At 65.0% G+C, this 21,234-nt stretch carries 21 protein-coding genes; 12 read left to right on the top strand and 9 right to left on the bottom strand.

What is annotated here, in order from left to right; all coding sequences use genetic code 11:
- Nucleotides 1-285: 285 nt before the first annotated feature.
- The 3 genes from HV765_RS03210 to HV765_RS03200 form a co-directional block, all read right to left on the bottom strand.
- Nucleotides 286-1,182, bottom strand: a complete 897-nt coding sequence (locus HV765_RS03210) for an oxidoreductase (RefSeq protein ID WP_175168751.1) — start codon at nucleotides 1,180-1,182, stop codon at nucleotides 286-288.
- Nucleotides 1,183-1,320: 138 nt separating this feature from the next.
- Nucleotides 1,321-2,148, bottom strand: coding sequence for a carboxymuconolactone decarboxylase family protein (locus HV765_RS03205; protein ID WP_254600422.1), 828 nt, complete (start codon nucleotides 2,146-2,148; stop codon nucleotides 1,321-1,323).
- Nucleotides 2,149-2,289: 141 nt separating this feature from the next.
- Nucleotides 2,290-3,183: a LysR family transcriptional regulator gene (locus tag HV765_RS03200; protein ID WP_175168750.1), complete on the bottom strand. Its 894-nt coding sequence runs from the start codon at nucleotides 3,181-3,183 to the stop codon at nucleotides 2,290-2,292.
- Nucleotides 3,184-3,333: 150 nt separating this feature from the next.
- Here HV765_RS03200 and HV765_RS03195 point away from each other — a divergent pair, with 150 nt between their 5' ends.
- Nucleotides 3,334-3,810, top strand: coding sequence for a (R)-mandelonitrile lyase (locus HV765_RS03195; protein WP_054426758.1), 477 nt, complete (start codon nucleotides 3,334-3,336; stop codon nucleotides 3,808-3,810).
- Between the two features lie 95 nt (nucleotides 3,811-3,905).
- Here HV765_RS03195 and HV765_RS03190 read toward each other — a convergent pair whose 3' ends face one another.
- The 3 genes from HV765_RS03190 to HV765_RS03180 form a co-directional block, all read right to left on the bottom strand.
- Nucleotides 3,906-4,979, bottom strand: a complete 1,074-nt coding sequence (locus HV765_RS03190) for a flavin reductase (protein WP_175168749.1) — start codon at nucleotides 4,977-4,979, stop codon at nucleotides 3,906-3,908.
- On the bottom strand, nucleotides 4,976-5,647 hold the full coding sequence (ribB, locus tag HV765_RS03185) for a 3,4-dihydroxy-2-butanone-4-phosphate synthase (protein WP_175168748.1): 672 nt from the start codon (nucleotides 5,645-5,647) through the stop codon (nucleotides 4,976-4,978). Before ribB ends, HV765_RS03190 begins: the two co-directional genes overlap by 4 nt.
- A 100-nt stretch (nucleotides 5,648-5,747) precedes the next feature.
- On the bottom strand, nucleotides 5,748-6,683 hold the full coding sequence (locus HV765_RS03180) for a LysR family transcriptional regulator (protein WP_175168747.1): 936 nt from the start codon (nucleotides 6,681-6,683) through the stop codon (nucleotides 5,748-5,750).
- A 96-nt stretch (nucleotides 6,684-6,779) separates the two neighbouring features.
- On the opposite strand from HV765_RS03180, the gene HV765_RS03175 reads away from it, so the two are divergent.
- From HV765_RS03175 to HV765_RS03125, 11 genes are all read left to right on the top strand, one after another.
- On the top strand, nucleotides 6,780-8,144 hold the full coding sequence (locus HV765_RS03175) for an LLM class flavin-dependent oxidoreductase (RefSeq protein ID WP_082387213.1): 1,365 nt from the start codon (nucleotides 6,780-6,782) through the stop codon (nucleotides 8,142-8,144).
- 10 nt (nucleotides 8,145-8,154) lie between these two features.
- The gene (locus tag HV765_RS03170) at nucleotides 8,155-9,519 is read left to right on the top strand and encodes an acyclic terpene utilization AtuA family protein (RefSeq protein WP_254600421.1); all 1,365 of its coding nucleotides are present in this window, start codon (nucleotides 8,155-8,157) and stop codon (nucleotides 9,517-9,519) included.
- 4 nt (nucleotides 9,520-9,523) lie between these two features.
- The gene (locus tag HV765_RS03165) at nucleotides 9,524-9,847 is read left to right on the top strand and encodes a DUF4387 domain-containing protein (protein WP_054426762.1); all 324 of its coding nucleotides are present in this window, start codon (nucleotides 9,524-9,526) and stop codon (nucleotides 9,845-9,847) included.
- Nucleotides 9,848-9,954: 107 nt separating this feature from the next.
- A complete protein-coding gene (locus HV765_RS03160; RefSeq protein WP_054426763.1) occupies nucleotides 9,955-11,136 on the top strand; it encodes an ABC transporter substrate-binding protein in 1,182 nt (393 codons plus the stop codon).
- A 6-nt stretch (nucleotides 11,137-11,142) separates the two neighbouring features.
- A complete protein-coding gene (locus HV765_RS03155; RefSeq protein WP_054426764.1) occupies nucleotides 11,143-12,012 on the top strand; it encodes a branched-chain amino acid ABC transporter permease in 870 nt (289 codons plus the stop codon).
- 1 nt (nucleotide 12,013) lies between these two features.
- On the top strand, nucleotides 12,014-12,994 hold the full coding sequence (locus HV765_RS03150) for a branched-chain amino acid ABC transporter permease (protein ID WP_054426765.1): 981 nt from the start codon (nucleotides 12,014-12,016) through the stop codon (nucleotides 12,992-12,994).
- Nucleotides 12,991-13,770, top strand: coding sequence for an ABC transporter ATP-binding protein (locus HV765_RS03145; protein WP_054426766.1), 780 nt, complete (start codon nucleotides 12,991-12,993; stop codon nucleotides 13,768-13,770). The genes HV765_RS03150 and HV765_RS03145 overlap by 4 nt, the downstream gene beginning before the upstream one ends.
- The gene (locus HV765_RS03140) at nucleotides 13,757-14,485 is read left to right on the top strand and encodes an ABC transporter ATP-binding protein (RefSeq protein ID WP_054426767.1); all 729 of its coding nucleotides are present in this window, start codon (nucleotides 13,757-13,759) and stop codon (nucleotides 14,483-14,485) included. Before HV765_RS03145 ends, HV765_RS03140 begins: the two co-directional genes overlap by 14 nt.
- Complete coding sequence (locus tag HV765_RS03135) at nucleotides 14,478-15,287, top strand: N-acyl homoserine lactonase family protein (protein WP_175168746.1); 810 nt, start codon at nucleotides 14,478-14,480, stop codon at nucleotides 15,285-15,287. The genes HV765_RS03140 and HV765_RS03135 overlap by 8 nt, the downstream gene beginning before the upstream one ends.
- Before the next feature lie 26 nt (nucleotides 15,288-15,313).
- Nucleotides 15,314-16,717 carry an MmgE/PrpD family protein gene (locus HV765_RS03130; protein ID WP_175168745.1) on the top strand — a complete coding sequence of 468 codons (1,404 nt, stop codon included), beginning with the start codon at nucleotides 15,314-15,316 and terminating at the stop codon, nucleotides 16,715-16,717.
- Between the two features lie 99 nt (nucleotides 16,718-16,816).
- Nucleotides 16,817-17,704, top strand: a complete 888-nt coding sequence (locus HV765_RS03125; RefSeq protein WP_054426770.1) for a LysR substrate-binding domain-containing protein — start codon at nucleotides 16,817-16,819, stop codon at nucleotides 17,702-17,704.
- Here the strand turns inward: HV765_RS03125 and HV765_RS03120 are convergent.
- The 3 genes from HV765_RS03120 to HV765_RS03110 are packed head-to-tail and all read right to left on the bottom strand — an operon-like array spanning nucleotide 17,701 to nucleotide 21,139.
- Nucleotides 17,701-18,579: an NAD(P)-dependent oxidoreductase gene (locus tag HV765_RS03120; RefSeq protein WP_175168744.1), complete on the bottom strand. Its 879-nt coding sequence runs from the start codon at nucleotides 18,577-18,579 to the stop codon at nucleotides 17,701-17,703. The two genes, HV765_RS03125 and HV765_RS03120, sit on opposite strands and share 4 nt — an antisense overlap.
- A 40-nt stretch (nucleotides 18,580-18,619) precedes the next feature.
- Entirely contained in the window at nucleotides 18,620-19,636 is a 1,017-nt protein-coding gene (locus HV765_RS03115) for a Bug family tripartite tricarboxylate transporter substrate binding protein (protein ID WP_054426772.1), read from the bottom strand.
- Between the two features lie 24 nt (nucleotides 19,637-19,660).
- Nucleotides 19,661-21,139: an aldehyde dehydrogenase gene (locus tag HV765_RS03110; RefSeq protein ID WP_338060081.1), complete on the bottom strand. Its 1,479-nt coding sequence runs from the start codon at nucleotides 21,137-21,139 to the stop codon at nucleotides 19,661-19,663.
- Nucleotides 21,140-21,234: the final 95 nt, after the last annotated feature.

Genomic DNA, 21,234 nt, shown 5'->3' with positions numbered 1-21,234 from the left:
CCATTGCAGTGTGAAAATTAAATGATCAAAGACTGCTTTGGGTCGGAAGCCGGCAACGGAGAAGCCTGCCTGCCATCCCCGCAATTGCCTTCCGGCGAATTCCAGACGACAGCCTCCGCCCTTTTCGGGACGACACACAACAAGCGCAACTACGACGCCTGATGTGTCCGTGCAACACCTCCGACCTGGAAATGGAGGCGTTTGGCGTCGCTGCTCGGCCCAACGTTGAAAACGCGTCCCCGCGCCAGGTACCGACGTTATCAAGCATGCGCATTACGCCCAGGATCAACCCGGACCATCACTCGACGCAGCAAGTAGCGGCACCAGCACGTCGCTGATCGGCGTGGGAATCCCGTGAGCCTGCCCGCGACGTGCAATGACGCCGTTGCGGATGTCCCATTCGAGGGGCCGGCCCGCTACGCGATCCGTCAGGATGGATGTTCCCATGTCGGCGGGCGCCGCTTGAAACTTGTGCAGAATTTCCTGCGGTACGTTGTCGCCCAGTTCGGCGCCCTCGGCGCGCGCCACGGCCAGGCACTCTTGCAGATACGCCAGGGCGAGCTTGGCAATGTCGGGCCGGGCGAACATCCCTGAACGCCGATGCGTCAGCGCCATGAGCCCTGCCACCGCGTTCTGCATCAGCTTGCGCCAGGCCTCGGATTTGAAGGTTGCGGTGATGTCGACGACGCACCGGGTGTCGCGCAGCGAGTTGGCCACCACGCGGGATGCCGGTGTGTCCGGCAACGTCAGCCGCACATCGCCGCGCAAGCGTACCGAGCCATCGGGCTGCGCCTGGGCAGGAAACCACACCACAGCGGGAACGATCTTCGCGCGCGGGGCATGCGCGGCGATTTGCTCCAACTGCTCCACCCCGTTTTGCAGGACGCACACGACGGTCTCCGGCCCGCACAATGCCGCAAGCCATTCCGACGCGGATTCAACTTGTGTCGCCTTTACCGCGAGGAACACTAGCTCGACTGTGCGACGGATGTTGGCGGGATCTGTCTGCACCGGACCGGGAACGATGATGCGGCGATCGCCATCCAGAAGGGTCAGGCTATCGCGCGGCGAGCGTCCGCATAGCAATGGCGTACGGCCGGCCTCGTGCAGTGCGGCCGCAACCGTCGTTCCGATGGCGCCCGGGCCGATGATGGCGACGGTGGATTGTGTGATGGTTTCCATCCTGGTTGGCTCTTTGCGGAGCAAGCCGCAGCAAAAGTCGGTTGTTCAATTCCAGCCCAAGCCGTTTGCGGCGTTGAAGGGCGAGAGCATGTGACAACGTATTCTATTGGGCCTGCGTAAGTTGGAGCCGTTCACCCCTCAGGACTTTGATGCCAACGCCTGCGCCAACGCCGCTTTTGCGCGTTCCGCCGCCTGCGCATCGCCCTGTTCCGCCAGCACCTGCGTCAGCTGACGCACCTGGCCGGCGCTTAATCCCACGCGCATGCTGGCCCGCACATGTGCCAGCAATTGCGGCTCCGCGCCGGGCGTCGCCGCCAGCGCGCCGACGGTCGCCAGCTCCCGGCTTTGCCAATCCAGGTTGTCGCGTTCGAAGATGTCGCCGAACAGATGCGCTTGCAGGAACTGGTTGATGACGGGCGCAAAGTCGAACAACGGGCCTTGTACCGGCGCGCCGGAGATCTTCGTCTGATTGGCCTTGCCGGCCGCCAACAATGCATCGCCGGTGGCGACGGCGCGGCTGGGTTCTAAGCCGATCGGGTCTTGCATGCCGCGCTGCTTGCGGGCGTCCACGACTTTCATTAGTTCAGACAGCGCATTCAGGCTGCGCGGAAAGCCCGTGTACGCGTAAAGCTGAACCAGAATTTCCTTGGATTCGTTTATGGTCAGGCCGGCGTCAAGCCCGGCGTTCAAGGCGGCGTTAAGCCGGGGCATGTCGCTGGTGGCCATGAATGCGGCAATAGGCGGAATCGCCTGTTGCCGTGCGTTCAAGGTGTCGGAGGTGTCGGCCGTTGCATTCGTCGACGCGGCGGCACCGGCGGCCGATGCCGCGGCGGCCGATGCCGCGGCGGCCGATGCCGCGGCGGCCGACGTACCAGCCGCCGCATCCCCCGATTTCGCGAGGGATTCGGCCGGCATCATGCCCGACATCAAGAACGACGCGCACAGCGCACTGAGGGATTTCTTCATTTCGGGCTTCGCTCCGGCTTGGCGTGACTGAAGCTGAAATGGTACGGGCCTAGAGCTGTTGGATTAAGCCCCCTATTCCGCATTCACTCGTGAAATCGATTCATCAATGTCCGCCCCGCTCTGCCTGCGCCCCACGCTGCCCTAACGCCGCACCCGCAACGCTTCAATCACCAACGCCATGGCAGGCGCCATCTGGCGGCGGCTGGCGTAGTAAAGGTGATATCCCGGCAGCCGCGGCCACCAGTCCTGCAGAATCGGAATTAGGCGGCCATTTTCAAGATGCGGCGCGGCCAGATCTTCGGGCACATACGCCAGCCCCTGCCCATCCAACGCCGCTTGCAGCATCAGGAACGTGTTGTTGAAAATCGCCTGCCCTTGCACGCGAACGGCCAGCGACTTCTTGCCCTTTTCGAAGTCCCAGGCGTACAGGCCGCCATGCGTCGGCAAGCGCAGATTGATGCACGGATAGCGGGTCAGGTCGTTGGGCGTTGTGGGCAGCGGCTGCGAACCCAGGCAATCGGGTGACGCCACCACCGCCATGCGCAGATCCGGCCCGATGCGCACGGCGATCATGTCCTTGTCTACGATATCGCCCACGCGCACGCCGGCGTCGAAATTCTGTTCGACGATATTGGTCAACGCGTAATCCACGTTCAACTCCACACGCACGTCCGGGTACGCGCGCAGCAGTTCGCGCAACTTGGGCCACAGCACCGTGGCGATGGCGTGGTCGTTGGCGGTGATGCGCACGGTGCCAGCGGGTTTGTCTTGCGCCGAGCGCAACGCGGCCAGCTCGGCGTCCAGCTCGCTGAACATCGGTGACAAGGTGCTCAACAGGCGCGCGCCGGCTTCGGTTAGAGACACACTGCGAGTCGTGCGCGTCAGCAGACGCACGCCCAGACGGGCTTCCAGCGTGGTCATGGTGTGGCTCAGCGCCGACCGCGACACATTCAGCTGAGCGGCCGCGCGCGTAAAGCTGCGCGCCTGCGCCACGGCGACAAACGCGCGCAAGTCGTTGAGGTTTTCCGTGGCCATTGGTGAATTCCATGCATAGGTGTATGCGGATTTTGCCATCTTATCGCCCAATGGATGGCTCCCTATACTCATTTCAACGACGGACCTGCCCGCATAAAAGCTGCGGCCCCGGTCCCTTCCCCACCGCCTTCGATTGGACGCCCACCCATCATGAAACCCCTAGCCGCTGCCGCCGTTTCCCTATCGCTTGCCGTCTCGGCGGCGTCCGCCAAGGAAGATGGCGCTTTGATTACCGTCACCCCCATTGGCACGCAGCCGTCCGCGCAGGGCTCGGCGGACTACTTCACCGGTTCTGTCCGTGTCGATTCGTTGTTCAACCGGCCTGCGCCTGCCCGAGTCGGTGGCGGCACCGTCACGTTTGAACCCGGAGCACGTACCGCGTGGCATACGCATCCGCTGGGTCAAACCTTGATCGTGACTGCGGGCGCTGGATTAGTGCAGGAATGGGACGGCCCGGTACGCGAGATCCGCCCGGGTGATGTGGTCTGGATTCCGCCGCAGGTCAAACATTGGCATGGCGCGGCGCCGGCTACGGGCATGACGCATATCGCGATTGCCGAAGCGTTGGATGGCAAGGCGGTCGACTGGATGGAAAAAGTCAGCGACGCGCAGTACGCGGTGCGCTAAACGGAATAGCGGCGGCGCAGAGCCGCCACCCTGAATGCGCCATCCCCTATCCCCTATCCCCTATCCCCTATCCCCTATCCCCTATCCCCTATCCCCTATCCCCTAAATCCCAACTGCCGCGACAGCTCCGCCGCGCACGCCAGCAACGCGCGCGGCACGTCGCCATCCCAGTCCGGCGGCAGGCGCGCCGCTTCGCAGGTGGTGGATAGCGCCAGCACCATGTCGCCATTGGCGTCGAACACCGGCGCCGAAAACGCATTGACCGTGACCTTGTGCCGCGGCGATGGCGCGCTGCCGACCACGCGCGCCAAGCCGTGAACGCGGGCCTCTTCCACGCGTTGCGCGAAATTGCCGGTGTCGGGGTGGCCTTCTGCCGCGCGGGCATCCAGCTCGTGCGCGATCACGGATTGCACGACTTCTGGCGGCATGAACGCCGCGAACACCGCGCCGGTCGCCGATTGCGTCAGGCTGACGACGACGCCTGTCTGCAAGTACGGGCTGACGGGCGTGGGCGACGGTTCCCATCGGATGATGGTGGCGCCCTGGTTGCCCCACACCGCCAGGCCAACGGTACGTTGGCCGATCCGCTGGCAAATCTCGGGCAATGCCGCCGTGGCGTATCGCACCGCGCGCAAGGCGGATAGCCCGGAGCCCGGCTCCGCTGCGGTGCCAGACGCTTCGCCCAAGTCATGCGCAAAGGTCAGCCGATAGGCCCCATCGCCAAACGCCAATGGCCGCTGGCCAGCGCGATGCAGGTTGTGAACCTGGCCCAGGTAGATGACATGGTCGCCACCCGGGTACGCCGCAATTTTTTCGCATTCCAGATAAGCGGCGCAGTCGTCAAGAATGGGGACGCCGCCTTCGCCTGCGCGATAGCCCACGCCTTCGAATTTGTCGCCGCCGGATTTGGCGAAGCGGTTTGATACCGGCACCTGATGGTCGGCCAGAATGTTGACGACAAAGCGTGGCGCGTCACGAAACGCGGGATAGCTGCTGGATTTCAGCGACTGGCTCCACAGGATCAGCGGCGGGTCCAGCGATACCGAGCTGAAGGAGTTGGCGGTGACGCCAAAGGGGCGGCCCTCGGCGTCCAGCGTGGTCACCACCGTGACGCCGGTGGTAAAGGCGCCCAGCGTGCGGCGCAATTCGCGGGAATCAAACGTGTTCATGCCCTGCCCTCCTTGCTTTTCCGATAGTCGATCAATTGCGCGACCGAAATGATGCATAGCGCGTGATGCAGTGCGAAGCGGACGAGGTCGTCGCGCCGCGCCATACCGCCGTCGTCGCGGACAATTTCACACAGCACGCCGCAGCGGTTTCTGCCTGCCAGTTGCGCCAGGTCTACGGCGGCTTCGGTGTGGCCCGGGCGTTCCAGCACCCCGCCGCGGCGTGCGCGCAGCGGAAAGATGTGGCCGGGGCGCACGAAGTCTTCGGCGCGGGATGCCGGGTCGGCCAGCGCGCGCAAGGTGGCTGCGCGGTCGGCGGCGGAGATGCCCGTGGATATGCCGTGGCGCAAGTCCACGCTGACGGTAAATGCAGTCTGAAAGGATTCAGCGTTGTCCTGCACCATCAGCGGCAGCGCCAGGCGGTCGAGCGCGGCACCCGGCATCGCCACGCAGATCAAGCCACTGGTGTGACGCCGCATGAAAGCCAGCGCCTGCGGCGTCATGGCGTCGGCGGCCATGATCAGGTCGCCCTCGTTTTCCCGGCCCTCGTCGTCCACGACGATGACGAATTCACCGCGCGCAATGGCGGCGATGGCGCCTTCTACCGAATCCAATGCGCGCTCTGGCCGGTCGGCCGTGACGTTGCGCAGATCTGCCCGCAGAACCTCCATGGTCCCTCTCCTTCTGACTGAACAAGCGCAGTCTAGGAGCGGCTACCGGCGGCCACAATTTGCGGAAGTGAATTGTCTTATAACGATCGCGAATAAATCGCTAGCCCAGCGCTTCCAGGCGTTCGCGGAAATGCTGGCGCAGGTAGGCGCGAAAATTCTGCGCCGCCGCGCTGAGCTCGGCCTTGCTGCGCACGACGCTGCCGTAACGGCGCGAGGCGTCCAGGTCTTGCACCTGCACGGTAGTGCGCGTGCGGCGCGCGTTGTTCTGCGCCATGGAACGCGGCAGGAAGGTGATGCCGTTGCCGGCGTCGATCATGCCCAGCAGCACCGGCAGCGTCGAGATAATTTCCGGGTTGAAGGCCAGGTTGCGCCGCCCGAACTCGTCGGCCAGGGGCTTGCGCAGCGCCGCGTACCGGTCCAGGAACATCAGGGGATGGTGGCGCACCATGTCCAGCGTGACGACGCCCGCGTCGGCCAGCGGATGGTTGGCGGGTACGACCAGCAGCATGTCTTCTTCGGCCAGCAACTGAAAGCGCAGCCCGCGCGGCGTGCCGTCCAGCGCGGCCACGCCCATATCGGCCTTGCCGTCGACCACGCTGCGCACCACTTGTTCGTAAGGCAGATCGCGCAGCACGACGCGCACGTCGGGATAGCGTTCCTGATAGGCGTGGATGATCGCGGGCATGACGGTGGCGGAAATCATCGGGGTGACGGCCACCGTGACGCGGTTGCGTTCGCTTTCGGCAGCGCTTTGGAAACGCGAGAGCGCCGCGCGCAACCCGGACACCGCCTGCTCAGCCGCATCACGCAGGAACAGGCCGTCTTCGGTGGGCTCCACATGGCGGGTCGTGCGCAGCAGCAGTTTTACGCGCAGCTTGTCTTCCAGGCGCTTGACGCGGTTGGTCACCGCCGGCTGAGACAGGTGCAGCTTGCGCGCGGCGACGCTGAAACTGCCCTCTTGCACCACCCATAGAAACGTTTCGAGCTCGTCGAGTTCGATCCGGGTCAGCGAGGGGCGGTCCGACGATTTATTCATGGTGGTTATAAAAGTATCACGCTAGGGAAATTGTGTGGGTGGCGGCGCGACGTCAATACTTCCTGACAGTTTTCGAACCCTGCCGATGGATCAAACATGACACCCAAGACGCCCCGCCAGATGACTCTTGTCGCCTTCCTGCAAGCCCAAAACTGCTCGAACTATGTGGGCTCGTGGCGACATCCGTCAAGCATGAACGACTACCTGTCGCCGGAATACTACCAACGCATCGCCCGCACGCTGGAAGACGGAAAATTCGATATGGCGTTCTTCGACGACCGCCTGGCGATGCCCGATATCTACGGCGCCAGCCACCGCGAAACCGTGGCCCATGGCGTGCGCGCCATCAAGCTGGAACCCACGTCGGTGCTGATGGCGATGGCCATGGTGACGTCGCGCCTGGGTCTGGGCGCCACTTACTCCACCACCTATTACGAACCGTTCCATGTGGCGCGCCTGTTCGCCACGCTGGACCTGATGACCAAGGGCCGCGTGGCCTGGAACGTGGTCACGTCCATGAATGATTCGGAAGCGGCGAACTTCGGCCATTCCGAACACCTGGAACACGATCTGCGCTATGACCGCGCCGACGAATTCATGGAAGTGGTGATGGGCCACTGGGACACCTGGGCCGAAGGCGCCATCGTGGCCGACAAGGAAGCTGACCATTTCGCCGACCCTGACATGGTGCGCCGACTGGACCACGCAGGCCGCTTCTTTCAATCTCGCGGGCCGCTGACCGTGCCGCGTTCCGCGCAAGGGCATCCGGTGGTGCTGCAAGCCGGCCAAAGCGGACGCGGGCTGGCGTTTGCCGCCCGCTGGGCCGAAGTGGTGTTCGCCAAGTACCCCACGCTGGACAACGGCAAGAAGCAATACAAGGCCTTGAAGGATGGCGTGGAAAGCGCGGGCCGTGACCCCGGCAGCGTGAAGATCTGCCCCGAGCTGAAGATCATCGTGGCCGATACGCAGGCGCAGGCTGAAGAACAGCGGGATCTGGTGGCCAGCCTGTCGCGCCCCATCGATGGCCTGACCATGATCGGGGAAACCCTGAACATCGATTTTTCCGGCCGCCCCTACGAACAGCCGTTCACAGACGAAGAGCTGGCGGCGGTGTCGTGGCAAAGCCTGCGCGACAAGGTCGTGCAAGTCAGCGGCAAGCGCAACCCATCCGTGAAGGACTTTGTTGAAGCCTCGGGGCGCGGCACGCTGAACGATGGGCCGGTGTTCTGCGGCACCGGCAAACAAGTCGCCGACCAGATGGAGGAATGGTTCAACACCGCCTGCGACGGCTTCGTGCTGTCGGCCACATCCGTGCCCGGCACCTATGAAGACATCGTGCGCCTGGTGGTGCCCGAGCTGCAAAAGCGGGGTCTCTTCCGCAAGGAATACGGCGACGCCACGCTGCGCGGCACGCTGGGCCTGACCGTTCCCCGCGCCGGCGATTGGCGCGCTGCCCGTTGAGCGCCCGGCCATGACGACACCCCCCGTACGCATGATGTCGGCAAGCGGCATCCTGGGTTATGGCTTTCCTGAAGCCTCGCTGGCCGCGGCATTGCGGCTGAAACCTCACATGATCGGCGTGGACGGCGGCAGCAGCGACCCCGGCCCGCATTACCTGGGTTCTGGCAAGACGCTGAATTCCCGGATGGCCACGAAGCGCGACCTGTCGCTGCTACTGCGTGGCGCCATCGCCAACGGCATTCCGCTGATGGTGGGCACCTGCGGCGGCGCAGGCGGCGCACCCCATCTGGAAGCCTGCGCCGACATCATCCGCGACATTGCCGCCGAACACGGGCTGCATTTCAAGATGGCGCTAATCCATGCCGAGCAGGACAAGGGCTGGCTCATCGAGCAACTGCGCGCCGGCCGCGTCGAGCCCTTGGACAACGCCCCGGCGCTGACTGCGGGCGCCATCGACAACGCCGTGCGCATCGTGGGCATGATGGGCCCGGAGCCGTATCTGCAAGCCTTGAAGGCGGGTGCGCAGGTGATTCTGGGCGGACGCGGCACCGACCCCGCGCCCTGGGCCGCGCTTGCCATGCATCACGGCCTGCCGCCCGCGCCCGCGTGGTACGCCGGCAAGATGCTGGAGTGCGCGTGCAACGCCGCCATACCGAAGAAGCACGATTGCCTGATGGTGACGGTGGGTGAAGACTATGTTGAAGCCGAACCGCTGAACCCCGAGCTGCGTTGCACGCCGCTGTCGGTTGCGGTGCAGGCGCTGCACGAAACCGCCAGCCCCGTGTTGCGCCACGAACCCGGCGGCGTGGCGGACGCCAGCGCGTGCCGCCTGGATGCAATAAGCGACCGCCGCGTGCGTATCACCGGCATGCAATGGCATCCGGCGCCCTACACGGTGAAGCTGGAAGGCGCACGGCTGGCGGGCTATAGCGCCATCGCGTTTGCCGCCACGCGCGACCCCGGCCTGATCGGGCAGATCGACAGCTTTCTGGCGTTCGTTCGCGAATCCACCGCCACCAAGGTGCAGGCGCTGGGCATCGACCCGGCGGGCTATCAGCTGGTGCTGCGCCATTACGGGCGCGATGGCGTGATGGGGCAATGGGAGCCCGACGCCGGCACCACGCCGCAGGAGGTCGCCATCATCGCCGAGGTGGTGGCGCCCACGCAGGAAGTGGCCAACGCTGCCCTGTCACTCGCACGCGTGACGCTGCTGCATTCGGACTTTCCGGGCCGCATGTGCCGCGAGGGCAACATGGCGTTCCCGTTTTCGCCGTCGGATATCGAACGCGGTGCGATCTACGAATTCATGTTGCAGCACGTCGTCCGCGTGGACGATCCGCTGGCCATGTTCCCCATCGAATACGAAGAGGTCTAGCGCCATGATCAAGCTGAAACACATCGCTCGCGCCTGCAAGAGCAAGAACGCCGGGCCCTTCCACATCACGCTGGACATCATGTTCGACAAGCCCGCGCTGTTCGAAGCCGTGCGCGCAACCGGCGTCATCAATGCCGAACTGATCGCCGAGCTGTATCACGTGCGCCCTGAAGACGTGCTGTTCACCGAGTACGCCCCGGCGCTGGCCTGGAAAGCCACTTTGCGCCGCCGTATCCCGTCGGGTGCGGTGGGCGACACGGACGTGTATGGCGCGCAGCAACATGCGCCGTTGCTGGATATTGAAGTGCCTTTGGACATCGCAGCATAGCGAGGCCGGCCGGGGCGAGCGCGCCCCGGTTTCAACGAAGAACCAAGCAATGCCGTCAGGCAATGCCGTCAGGCAATGCACCAATAAGTGCCCCCAAGGAGACAACCATGAAAAAAAGCCTGTTGCTGTCCGCCCTGCTGCTTGCGCCCGGCCTTGTGCCTGGCGTATCGCAGGCCCAGGAAACCCTGAAAGTTGGTGCGCTGGTCACGCTGTCTGGCGCTGGCGCCGCGTGGGGCCAGGCCATGCTGTACGCGGCCGAGCTGGCCGCCGATGACGTCAACGCCAAAGGCGGGCTGGAGGTCGGGGGCAAGCGCTACAAGGTGCAGATCATTCCGTATGACGACAAGTACCAGTCCAACGACGCCGTCACGGCCGCCAACCGGCTGATCTCGGACGACAAGGTCAAGTACATCATCGGCCCCACCGGTTCCGCGCCCGCACTGGCCGTGGCGCCGCTGACCGAACGCGAGAAGGTCATCACGATGACGCTGGGCTTCACCGCCAAAGCCTTGAGCCCGGAAAAGCCGTTTTCGTTCCGCCCCAACCTGACGACCGAGGAAACGTCCTACCCGTCGATCGAATGGATGGTCAAGGAATACAAGCTGAAGAAGGTGGGCGCGCTGTTCCCCAACGATGAATCGGGCCAGCAGATTTCGCGCGACTTGGAAAAGGCCTACGAGAAAGCCGGCTCGCAGATGTCGTCCAAGGAATTCTTCGAACGCCAGCGGGTGGACATGGTGCCGCTCTTGACGCGCATGCTGGCGTCCGGCATTGACGCGATCGAGCTGGATGGCAATTCCCCAGCGACTGCCGGCCTGATCGTGCGCCAGGCGCGCGAACTGGGCTTCAAGGGCCGCATCGTGCGTAACGGCGGCCCGGCCACGCCGGAGATCGTCGCGGTAGCCGGCAAGCCGGCCACCGAAGGCATGCTGGTGGGTTCCCTGACCGATCCGGACAGCAAGGCGGTGTCGGACTACGCGCAGCGCTATCAGGACAAGTACAAGAAAAAGATGAACGGCTTCAGCCCCGCTTTCTACGACGCCACGCACATGCTGTTCGCTGCGATGCAGTCGGCAGGCACGGTGGCCGATTCGGACAAGGTGCGCACGGCGCTTGAACAGTTGAAAGACTACCCCGGCATCCAGGGCAAGTTGAACTGGGGCGGCAAGGCGCGCTACGGCATCGACCACCAGGTGGAAGCGCCCTTCTTCATCTCCGAGGTCAAGGACGGGCAGGAAGTGATCCGCGCGCGTTGCTCGGTCAAGGTTTGCGAAACCATCAACCGGTAGGCGGCCATGAGCGTATCCACCCTACTTGCCCAGGCGCTGGTCAACGGCGTCATCATCGGCCTGCTGTATCTATTGATGGCGGTGGGCTTCACGCTGGTGTTTGGCGTCATGCGCATCGTGAACTTCGCCCATGGCGAGTTCTACATGCTGGGCGCCTTCTCCGCTTATCTGCTGGTATCGCACTATCAGATGCCCTTCATCGCCGCCGTCGGCCTGGCCTTTGTCATCGCCCTGGTGCTGGGTTGGGTGATCGAAGAACTGGTGCTGAAACCGTTCCGGCACGACGAGCTGAACGGCATGATCGCCACCATTGGTCTGGCCATGATCTTGCAGGCTGGCGCCTTGATGCTGTACGGCCCCGACCCGCAATTCATGCCTTCGGTTGCCGACGGCATCCTGACGATTGGCGGCGTGGTGCTGCCCATGTCGCGGCTGTATGTGGTGGCCTTCTCGGTGGCGGTGCTGGTGGCGCTGTACGTATTCCTGGGCCATAGCCGCAACGGCCGGGCGCTGCGCGCCGTGGTGCAGGACATGGAAATCGCCACCGCCCAGGGCATCCGGGCGCGGCTGATCTATCCGCTGGGCTTCGGCATCGGGGTGGGGTTGGCCGCGATTGCCGGCGCGCTGATGGCGCCGCTGTTCTCGGTGTCGCCGTTCATCGGGGCGACGCCGCTGCTCAAGGCGTTTGTCGTCGTCATCCTGGGCGGGCTGGGCAGCATTCCTGGCGCGGCGTTGGCCAGCCTGCTGCTTGGCGTGACCGAGAGCGTGGCCAGCACCTTCATGAACAACAGCATTGCCGAGATCCTGATCCTGGTGCTGGTGATGCTTGTCCTGGTCTTGCGCCCGTCGGGGTTGCTGGGCCGGGCGGAGGCCTGACATGAACCATACCAAAGCACTGCGTTCTCTAGCGGTGACGCCGCCGCGCCGCGCGTTGCGGCCCAGCAGCATCGCCGGATTGATGGCGCTGGTCGCCCTGGCCGTCTTGCCGCTGGCCTTGAACGACGCGTTCTACCTGCATCTGGCCATCTTCATCTGCCTGAACGCCATCCAGGTCAGCGGCTTGTCGCTGCTGGCGCGCACAGGACAGGTCTCGCTGTGCCACGGCGCGTTTGCGGGCATCGGCGCGTACGCGTCGGTGGCCGTGGTGATGGGCGCGGGCCTGCCGTTTGCCGCTGGCTTGCTGGTCGCGGTGGTGGCCAGCGCGGCGTTCGCCTGGCTGCTGGGCGCGATCGTGCTGCGCCTGCGCGGCGTGTACTTCGTGCTGGTGACCTTTGCGTTCGGCGAACTGGTGCGGCTATGCCTGCTGGAAGGCGACACGGTCACGGGCGGCGCAAACGGCATCACAGGCATTCCGCCTGCGGCGTTGTTCGGCTACGTGTTTTCAACCAAGGCGTCGTTCTATTGCCTGGCCGTCGTCATCACTGCCGCCGTGTTCTTCCTGCTGCATCGGCTCTACCGCTCACCTGCCGGCCATGCCGTTGATGCGGTTGGTGAAAACGCGAACCTGGCGGAAGCCAGTGGCCTGGGTGTGCGCGGCACGCAGACGTTTGCGTTCACGCTGGGCAGCGCGCTGGCCGGGTTGGGTGGCGCGTTGACGGCGCATTACCTGGGCTATGTGTCGCCCGAGTCGTTCAACATGCACTTGTCGGTGGCGCTGATCATCATGATGGTCGTAGGCGGGCGCGCCTATCTGTTCGGCCCGCTTGTGGGCGCCCTGGTCATGACGCCGCTGCCCGAGCTGTTCCGGGGCGCGGTGGAAACGCAGAACATTTTCTATGGCGCGGCGCTGATCCTGATGTTGCGCTTTCTGCCTCAAGGCTTAAGCAGCCTGGGACGCCGCGTGGGAGACAAGCGATGAACGCGCTATTGCAGGTGGACGGGTTGTCGAAGCAATTCGGCGGATTGAAGGCGGTGTCGGGTTTGAGCTTTTCGGTGGCGCGTGACGAAGTGGTCGGCCTGATCGGCCCCAACGGCGCGGGCAAAAGCACCGCCTTCAACCTGATCACGGGCACCATCCGGCCCAGCGCGGGCAAGGTGCGGCTGGATGGCCGCGACATCACGGGCATGTCGCCCAGCCGCGTGGTGCGGCATGGGCTGGCGCGCACGTTTCAATCCGCGTCGGTCTATCCGGGCGCAACGGTGGCCGAGAACATTCATCGCGGCGCCTTGGCCACCCTGCCCGGCTCAATCTGGACGCACGGCATCAACACGGCGGCGCAACGCGAGGGTCTTGCGCGCATCCACCGTGAAGTGGACGACGTGCTGGAGCTGACCGGGCTAGGCCCTTTCCGCGATGTACAGGCGGGCGGGCTGGCCTATGGGCACCAGAAGAAACTGGGCGTGGCCATCGGCATCGCGACGCGTCCCAGCGTCTTGCTGCTGGACGAACCCGCGGCCGGCCTGAACGGCGAGGAATGCGCCGAGTTCGGCCGCTTGCTCAAACGCCTGCAACACGAACGCCACTTGTCCCTGCTGCTGGTGGAACACCATATGGCGCTGGTCATGGAGCTGTGCCAGCGCATCGTTGTGCTGGTGCAAGGTGAAAAGGTGGCCGAAGGCACGCCGGACGCCATCCGCCAAGACCCCGCCGTCATCGAAGCCTATTTGGGAGCCCCCGACTATGCCCACTCTTGAAGCGCGGCAATTGGCCGTCAGCTACGGCCCGCTGACGGCCGTGCACGACGTGTCGTTCACCGTGGAAAACGGCCAGATCCTGGCCTTGGTCGGCTCCAACGGCGCAGGAAAAAGCTCCACGCTGAAAGCGCTGATGGGCTTGAAGCCGCTGACGCGCGGCACGTTGCATTGGGACGGCCAGGCCATCACCACCCTGCCCGCCGCCGCCCGCGTGCGTAATGGCATCGCGTTGTCACCGGAAGGCCGGCGGCTGTTTCCCCGGATGTCGGTGCTGGAAAACCTGCAAGTCGGCGCCCATACCGTGGGCAGCGCCACCACGCGCCGCCGCACGATGGACCAGGTGTACACGCTGTTTCCGCGCGTGGCCGAACGGCGCGCGCAGATGGCGGGGTCGCTGTCGGGCGGCGAACAGCAGATGGTGGCGATCAGCCGCGCGCTGATGGCGCAGCCGCGCTTGCTGATGCTGGACGAACCCACGCTGGGGCTGGCGCCGAAGATCATCGCGGAAATTGCGCAGGCCATTCTGACGCTGAACCGCGAGGGCGGGCTGTCGATCATTCTGGTTGAGCAGAACGCCCGGCTGGCCCTGCGTTTGTCGCATCACGCCTGCGTGCTGGAGCAAGGCAAGGTGGTGCGCACCGGCACGGGCGAGGCCCTGCTGCAAGACGACTTCATTCAGAAATCTTACCTAGGCGCCGAGACCCGACATGACTGAACACGCCCTTCCCGAATACGAGGTGTACGCGTTGCGCTTTGCCAGCATGACGCGGCGGCAGACCGAGAACTTCATCTTTCGCGACGAGCACGATGGCGTCGTCGAGATGGACTTCTTTGTCTGGCTGATCCGCCACGGCAAGACGGCCATTCTGGTGGACACCGGCTTCGGTGAACGCAGCGCCACGGCGCGCAAGCGGCCGCTGGAATGCTGCCCCATCGACGCGCTGCGCCATCTGGACGTAGACCCGAGCGCGATCCGCGACGTGGTGCTGACGCATCTGCACTGGGACCACGCGGGCAATCTGGACAAGCTGCCCAACGCCACCTTTCACGTGCAAGACGCCGAGATGTCGTTTGCCACGGGCCGCTGCATGTGCGAGCCGGTGCTGCGCCGCGCCTTTGCCGTGGAAGATGTGTGCGACGTGGTGCGGCGCGTGTATGAAGAACGCGTGTGCTTTCATGACGGCGACGAGGCGCTTGCGCCCGGCGTGGAGCTGCTGCACGTGGGCGGCCACACCAAGGGCTTGCAAGCGGTGCGCGTGCATACGGCGCGCGGCTGGGTGGTGCTGGCCTCCGACGCCGCACACTACTACGCCAACATGACGCGCCGCATCCCCTTCCCCGTGGTGATAGACGTGGAGCAGATGCTGGCGGGCCACGCCCGCTTGCTCAAATGCGCCACCACGCCCGACCACTTCGTGCCGGGGCATGACCCGCTGGTGCTGGCGCGCTATCCTCACGTCGAAGGCGTGCCCGTGCCCATCGCCTGCCTGCACCGCGAACCGGCTCCCTTGCGTTGAACTTCCGATTCAGGAACCTCACGACCATGCACCACGCTTCTACTTTGACGCCGCCGTCGGCCAACCCTGCCCAGGCGCTGGCCCGGTTTGCGCACGCACTCACCCCCGCTGCCTTGCCCCAAGCCGTACGCGACAAGTCCACCCAACACATTCTGGACGCCATCGGCCTGGCGTTCGCGTCCAACACGTTTCCCTTTGCAGGCCCCGCGCTGGCGGGCATCCGTGCGGCTGGCGCGCCGGGAGAGGCAACGGTCGTGGGCGCCAACATGGCGTTAGCCCCGCGCGACGCTGCGCTGGCCAACGGGTACTTGATGCACGGCCTTGATTTTGACGATACGCACCCCGCCGCCATCGTCCATCCCACCGTCGCCTGCCTGCCCGCCGCATTGGCCATCGGCCAGGCTACCGACGCGCGCTGGGGCGATGTGCTGGCCGCCTACGCCGCCGGCATGGAAACCGCCATCCGGCTGGGCCGCGCGGTCAAGGGCGGCTTTCACCACGTGGGGTTTCACGCGACGGGCGTGGTGTCGCACTTCAGCTCGGCGGTGGTCGCCGGAAAGTTGCTGGGCCTGACCGTGCCGCAATTGGTGGCCGCCCAAGGCATTACCGCCAGCACCGCGTCCGGCGTGCAGGTGTTTCTGGAAACCGGCGCGTGGACGAAACGCATGCACCCGGGCTGGGGCGCCATGGCCGGCATCACCGCCGCGCACATGGCGGGCGCGGGCTTTCACGGCCCTGACCGGCCCTTTGAAGGCAAGTTCGGTTTCTTCGACGCGTACCTGCAAGCGCGCGCGGCCGAGGTCGATGCCGACTCCATCGCGCAAGATCTGGGCGAACACTGGACGTTGCTGGAGACTGCGATCAAGCCGTATCCCGTATGCCACTTCATTCACGGCGCCGCCGAAGCCGCGCTGGCGTTGCGCGCCGATGTGGGAGACGTGGGCCAGATCACACGCATTGAATGCGAATTGCCCGCGCAAACCTTGCCCATCGTGGCCGAACCCCACGCGTCAAAAATCTTGCCGCGTTCCGACTACGAAGCCAAGTTCAGCGCGCAATTCGTCGTCGCCGCCTGCCTGCTGCGGGGCCGCTTCACGCTGGCGGAACTGGACGACGCCAGCCTGGCCGACCCCGCCATTCTTGCGCTGGCGGCCAAGGTGCAATGCGCGGTGCAGGCCGACACCGCGTTCCCCAAGTATTTCTCGGGCGCGCTGCGCGTGCATCTGAAGAACGGTTCGGTGTTGCACCGCAATGTGCCCATGAATCTGGGCAGCGGCGAACGCGCGCTCAGCCTGGACGACATTGCGGCCAAGTTTCGCGCTAACGCCGCATTGCGGCTGCCGGCCGACCGCGTTGAGACCATTCTGCAAGCGCTGCTGGCGGCCGATGACGATACGCCGGTACGTGAGCTGGCCGGTCTGCTGGGCTGACGGGCGGATGGGCGGATGGGCGGATAGGGGCTATGCTGCGCCACATCCCACCGGGATGGGCTATGGCCCGTCTCGCCCCGAACCACGAGGCAAGCCGTCATGGACATGAAGCAGTTGCGTTACTTCGTCATGGTCGCCGAGGAGCTGAGTTTCAGCCGCGCCGCCGAAAAGCTCAATATGTCGCAGCCCCCGCTGTCCCTGCACATCAAGCTGCTAGAGGAAGAGCTGGGCGTGCAATTGCTGAACCGCACGCGCCGCGAGGTCAAGCTGACCGACGCCGGCGCCGTGTTCCTGCGCGAAAGCCGCTTGCTGCTGGGGCAGATGCGCACGGCGGTGGGCGCTGCGGTAAGGGCTGCGCAAAGCGATGCGGGCGTGTTGCGGCTGGGGGTGGCCACGTCTGCGCTCTTCAATGTGCTGCCGCGTTTTCTGGCGATGATCAAGGCCGCCTACCCCGGCGTGGAGGTGTCCGTTGCGGATATGCAATCGCATGATCAGGTGTCGGCCGTGACGCATGGGCAAATGGATATCGGCATCGTGCACGTGCGCCCCGACCGCAGCAAACTGATGCGCGTGCCGATTCTGCGCGAGCCGCTGGCCGTGGTGCTGCCCTTGGGACACCGCCTGGCCACGGGCGATTTCGCGTTGTCGGAACTGGCGGAAGAACCGATGGTTTCCTTGGCGCGCGAGAGCGGCCCGGCGGTGTTCGACGCCATCGTCGCATCTTGCTACGAGGCCGGCTTCAGCCCGTCGTTCAAGCACACCGCCCGCAATCCGCTGACCATTTTTCAGATGGTTCGGCTGGGGTTCGGCGTGGCGCTAGTGCCGCGCGCGTACGCGTCCAGCGCCTATCCCGGCGTGTGCTTTCGCGAACTGGCGGGCACCGCCGGCCAGGTGCGCATGGAAGCCATCTGGAGCGACAAGCATGCGTCTGACCTGACGCGGCGCATCGCTACGCAACTGCTGCCGCGTCTGGCCGAGCCCGATTAGCCGCGCCCGTCGATCAGCTTGACCGTCACCGGGTGGTAGTTCTGCGCATAACCCGCATCGCGCGCCCGGCACATCAGGTCGTGCGCGTACTGGGCGATGTGCGGTTTGAAGTCGGCGCTATCGGCCAACGCCAGCGCCAGGCTCGCGTCCTTGATGGCGTAGGTCAGCGGAAAGGTCTTCTCGGGAAACTCATCCTTGGCCATCGACTTCATGCCGTGGTTGCGCAGCACGAAGCTGTCGGCCGACCCTTGCGACAAAAGTTCGAACAGCTTTTCGCCATCCATGCCGCTGCGCCGCCCGATCGTCAGCACTTCGGCCAGCGCGTTCACCGTCATGAACACCATCATGTTGTTCAGGATTTTCAGAATCTGGCCGCTGCCCGTGTCCCCACAATGCAGCACGTCCGAGCCCATGCATTCCAGCATGGGGCGCAAACGGGCAACGTCCGCTTCGCTTCCGCCCACGCTGATCATCAAGGTGCCGGCTACCGCGGCCTGCTTCGTGCGTGCCACCGGCGCGTCCACGAAGCCGATGCCGGCCTCGCGCAGCCGCGCCGCCAAGGCGCGGGTGCGCGCCACGTCGCTCGTGCTCATGTCCACGATCATGCCCGGCCGTTTGGGCGACGCCAGAATCTCGTCCACCACCGACTCCACCTGGTCGATCGACGGCAGAGACAAGAACACAATGTCGGAGTGACCGGCCACGTCAGCCACCGACGCCGCCGCCTGCCCGCCTTGCGCAACCACGCGCGCCACGGCATCGGCCGCGCGGTCATACACGTGCACGGGCTGGCCCGACTTGCGCGCCAGATTGATGCTCATGGGTTCGCCCATCACGCCCAGGCCAATAAAGCCCAAGTTCAGTTGTTCTTTCATCACTGCTCCTGTTTCGAATTGGGTAACGCGCCGCGCAGGATCAATCTGCCTTGATGCGGGCGGCGCTGATCAAGGTTTTGTATTTGCTGAATTCGCTAGAGGCGTACTGGCCGAACTCGTCGGGCGATGAGCCCACGGGCTGGAACGAAATCGACGCCAGCTTTTCGGCAACAACGGGGTCGCGCAACGCCAGGCGAACTTCTTTCTGCACCCGGTTGACGACGCTTTGCGGCGTGCCGGCGGGCGCCCACAAGCCGTACCAGCTGGGCATGTCGAAACCGGGGAAACCGCTTTCGGCAACGGTAGGCAGGTCGGGCAGCGAGGCCAGGCGCTGGTCGCTGGTGACCGCCAACGCGCGCAGCCGGCCGCTTTGCACATGCGGGTAGGCGGACGCCATGGGTTCGATCATGGCGGATACGTGCCCGCCCATCAGATCCACCAGCGCGGGGCCGCCGCCCTTGTACGGAATCACCGGCATGTCGACTTTGGCTTCGACGTTGACCAATTCACACGCCAGATGACCCGCCGCGCCAAACGCGGCGATGGCCCACTGCACTTCGCGCGGCCGCTTGCGGGCGTCGGCGATCAGGTCGGCCACCGTGCGGTACGGGCTGTCGGCCTTCACCACCAGCAATTGCGGCAACGCGCCGATTTCGGTGATGGGCACAAAATCATTGATGGCGTCGTAAGTGGCGGTGGTCAGCAACGAGGGGTTGGCCATCTGCAACGACGCGTTCAGCAACAGCGTGTAGCCATCGGGCTTGGCTTGCTTGACGTGCTGCGCGCCGATCACGCTGCTGGCGCCGGGCCGGTTTTCGATGACGACCGGTTGGCCCAGCTGCTTTTCCAATTGCGGCGCCAGCGTGCGCGCCACGGTGTCCACCGAGCCGCCAGGCGGAAACGGCACCACCAGCCGGATGGGGCCGGCCGGGTAGCCGCCCTGCCCCGTGTTGGCCAAAGCCGGCCCCATCAGCGCCAGCGCACACACCGCCGACAACAGCGAACGGCGTGACAGCCCGACGCGAAGACCGCGCGGGTCGCGTTGTTCTTTGTTCATGTCTCGTCCTTGGTTGCGGTGCGATCAGGTCCGGATGGCGAACGGGTCGCGCACATCGTTGGAATAATCGATCATCACGTTGCGCGTGGTCAGGTATTCCTTTAAACCTGCCTCGCCGCGCTCGCGTCCAATGCCAGATTCCTTAAAGCCGCCAAATGGCGCCTGCGCGCCCAACGCGCGGTACGTGTTGACCCAGACCGTGCCGCTTTGCATGGCGCGCGACACGCGCAACGCCCGGTTCAGGTCGCGTGTCCATAGACCCGAGGCCAGGCCGTAGCGGCTGTCGTTGGCCATGCGGATGGCGTCGTCTTCGGTGTCAAACGGAATGATGGCCAGCACCGGGCCGAAGATTTCTTCCTGCGCCAGGTGGCTGGCGTTGTCGACGTCGGCAAAGATGGTCGGTTCGATGAAGTAGCCGCTTTCCAGACCGGGGCCGCGTGCGCGTCCGCCACCGCACACCAGGCGTGCGCCTGCGCTTCTTGCCGTTTCGATGGCGTCCAGGATGCGGCGGAATTGCGGCTCGTTGGCCACCGTACCCATTTCGGTTTCCGGGTTGGCCGGGTCGCCCAGCCGGATGCGGCCGGCGCGTTCGGTCAGGCGTGCAACCACTTCGTCATACACGCCGCGCTGCACCAGCAAGCGCGAACCGGCCACGCAGGTTTGGCCCGTCGCGCCGAAGATGCCGGCCAAGGCGCCGACGACGGCACGTTCCAGGTCGGCGTCGTCAAAGATGATGTTGGGGGATTTGCCGCCCAGTTCCAGCTTCACGGGAACCAGCCGGCGCCCGGCCATGGCGGCGATTTCGCGGCCCACTTGCGGGCTGCCGGTGAAGCTGACGAGCGCCACGCCCGGGTCTTCGACAAGAGCCCGGCCGGTACGTGCGCCGCCAGTCACCACATTGAAAACGCCCGGGGGAAAGCCCGCTTCCTCGACCAGCGCCGCAAATTCCAGGGTGGATGCCGATGCATGCTCAGACGGTTTGACGACCACGCAATTGCCCGCAGCCAATGCCGGCGCGAGCTTATTGGCCAGCAACGCCAACGGCGAATTCCACGCGGTGATCAAGGCCACCACGCCGTAGGGTTCCAGCGAGACATAGTCCAGCGTGTTGGGCTGGTCCAGCGGCACATGCTGGCCGAACAGCTTGTCGGCATAGCCTGCGAAGTAGCGCAGCTGGCGCCCTACCCACAGCATCTGCGGCCGGGTTTCGCGAACGATTTTGCCGTTGTCGCGGCTTTCGATCGCCGACATGCGGTCGGCCGACGCTTCGATCAGCCCCGCCAGCTTGTGCATCAATGCGGCGCGTTTCACGCCCGGCGTATCGCGCCAGACGGTCTGAAAGCAGCGGTTGGCGGCGGCCACCGCCTGGGCGACGTCTTCCGGACCGGCATCCGGAATTTCGGCCCAGACTTCGCCCGTATAGGGGTTGGTGCTTTGCAGCATCCGCCCGTCGGCGGCAGGCACGCGACGGCCGTCCACGACCAACTGATAACGCTGTATCACGCTTGTCTCCTTGATGTTTTACGTCGGCGTCTGGTGCGCCGCGTCCCCGGCTAAGGGGGCAAAAGGAGTATGGAAGGCGTGCGTGCTTCTCGTCT

The sequence above is a fragment of the Achromobacter kerstersii genome (genome assembly GCF_902859595.1).
Lineage (GTDB): Bacteria > Pseudomonadota > Gammaproteobacteria > Burkholderiales > Burkholderiaceae_B > Achromobacter > Achromobacter kerstersii.
The sequence above is the reverse complement of the archived record's forward strand: the minus strand, read 5'-3'. Positions and strand labels throughout refer to the sequence as shown.